The organism is Arsenophonus endosymbiont of Bemisia tabaci Q2, assembly GCF_902713415.1.
Taxonomy (GTDB): Bacteria; Pseudomonadota; Gammaproteobacteria; order Enterobacterales; family Enterobacteriaceae; genus Arsenophonus.
Genome location: NZ_CACTIE010000115.1, coordinates 1 through 1525 on the forward strand (window position 1 = coordinate 1; position 1525 = coordinate 1525).

A 1525-nucleotide genomic window follows, 5' to 3' on the forward strand; every position below is an offset into this window, starting at 1 on the left:
CGGCTATTCCCCGAATAGGTCAACGGTGTGTTGGTCCCAAGAACTGGGGAGCTAAAGGAAGAACAAATATTATCGGCGCTTTATTGGGCACAACGCTGTTTGCTATCGGATTATTTGATATCAATATTAACAGCGATGTTTTCTATGCATGGGTCACCCAAGTCCTTATCCCAGTACTTCCTAAAAACACTGTAATCATGATGGATAATGCAACTTTTCACAAGAAACAGAGTATCCAACAAGTCATCATCGATGCGGGGCATATGCTGGAATATTCGCCTACCTATTCGACAGATTTTAATCCAATTGAACATAAATGGGCACAAGCTAAATGCAAAAAAAGAGCGCTCGGATGCGACACAGATATTTTGTTCGCACTTAATATGGTGTAATCAAAATTAAGTCGCTTAGCTATATTGTTACTTACCATACGTGCTAAGTTAGTTAATAGATTATTGATCATTTTGTCCAGCAAGTGATTTAGGGCACGTTTAAGCTTATCAGCGATCATTTTACCGGCTATACTGGCTAATTTCGCTGAGCCAATGGCTGGTGGCTGGCGGCAGCAACCATTGTTAATGTTAATTTAACGATAATGGTAGCAAAAATGTCGGTTATTTCCTTGGTTTGTTTTTTCAGCTCGGCGATTTCACTTTCTGATGCTCCCCATAATTTAGCTTCGCTAAATTGCAATATTGCATAAAAAGTTGAAGATCTCTTGCGTTATTTTCATCATCAACTCACCGACTGGCGCTAATTGCTTTATTGATAAAGGAGCCGCCTCCTGCTGCCTGGCTGATGGTATCAGCAGCGAGTAAAACGATGCCAGCCTGCTGCCCCCCGCTAGCGGCAGGCTGGCACCACCGGTAAAGACGGCGGCGACCACCCCAACCGCGGCGGCAATTAGCCAGGAAAAATTTTGGCTGCCAATCGCGAACCATTTAGGCGCTTCTTCTGCTTTACGGATTTTTTCATCAATACCCTGCGCTCGCTTTTCTGCCTGAATTTCAGTCATTCGTTGCATTTCTTGCAAAATTTCCCGTTAACTATTCATGCTTTCTAGGGTGAAGGAACCGAGCAATTCACGCATTTTGGCTATTAGATAAGTGAGTTTGGCGCTGCTTGGAAAAGGCTGTGATTCCAGATCGATTAAGGTTTTAAAGCTAGCTAGTTTTAAACTGAATAGGCTTTTTTCTGCTTCATCAAGTTGGTTAACAATGTTATAGCTAAGCGACTTAATTTTGATTACACCATATTGAGTGCGAACAAAATATCTGTGTCGCATCCGAGCGCTTTTTTTTTGCATTTAGCTTTTGCCCATTTATGTTCAATTGGATTAAGATCTGGCGAATAGGTAGGCAAATATTCCACCATATGCCCCGCATCGATGATGACTTGTTGAATGCTCTGTTTCTTGTGAAAAGTTTCATTATCCATCATGATTACACTGTTATTACACTGTTTTTAGGAAGTACTGGGATAAGGATTTGGGTGACCCATGCATAGAAAACATCGCTGTTAATAT

General features: G+C 41.6%; 5 protein-coding genes. 1 reads left to right on the plus strand and 4 read right to left on the minus strand.

Annotated elements, in window-relative coordinates; genetic code table 11:
* Positions 1 to 71 precede the first annotated feature (71 nt).
* Positions 72 to 392 carry a transposase gene (locus ARSQ2_RS06700; RefSeq protein WP_238334363.1) on the plus strand — a complete coding sequence of 107 codons (321 nt, stop codon included), beginning with the start codon at positions 72 to 74 and terminating at the stop codon, positions 390 to 392.
* Between the two features lie 136 nt (positions 393 to 528).
* Here the strand turns inward: ARSQ2_RS06700 and ARSQ2_RS06705 are convergent, their stop codons facing one another.
* From ARSQ2_RS06705 to ARSQ2_RS06720, 4 genes are read right to left on the minus strand one after another with little or no spacing between them, the layout of a single operon-like run.
* Positions 529 to 693 (minus strand): hypothetical protein, encoded by a 165-nt coding sequence (locus ARSQ2_RS06705; RefSeq protein WP_181994802.1) that lies wholly within the window; start codon positions 691 to 693, stop codon positions 529 to 531.
* Positions 683 to 1024, minus strand: a complete 342-nt coding sequence (locus ARSQ2_RS06710; RefSeq protein ID WP_181994803.1) for a type III secretion system translocon subunit SctE — start codon at positions 1022 to 1024, stop codon at positions 683 to 685. The genes ARSQ2_RS06705 and ARSQ2_RS06710 overlap by 11 nt, the downstream gene beginning before the upstream one ends.
* A gap of 18 nt (positions 1025 to 1042) precedes the next feature.
* Positions 1043 to 1306, minus strand: a complete 264-nt coding sequence (locus ARSQ2_RS06715; RefSeq protein WP_181994804.1) for a hypothetical protein — start codon at positions 1304 to 1306, stop codon at positions 1043 to 1045.
* The gene (locus tag ARSQ2_RS06720) at positions 1246 to 1440 is read right to left on the minus strand and encodes a transposase (protein WP_238334362.1); all 195 of its coding nucleotides are present in this window, start codon (positions 1438 to 1440) and stop codon (positions 1246 to 1248) included. Before ARSQ2_RS06720 ends, ARSQ2_RS06715 begins: the two co-directional genes overlap by 61 nt.
* Positions 1441 to 1525: the final 85 nt, after the last annotated feature.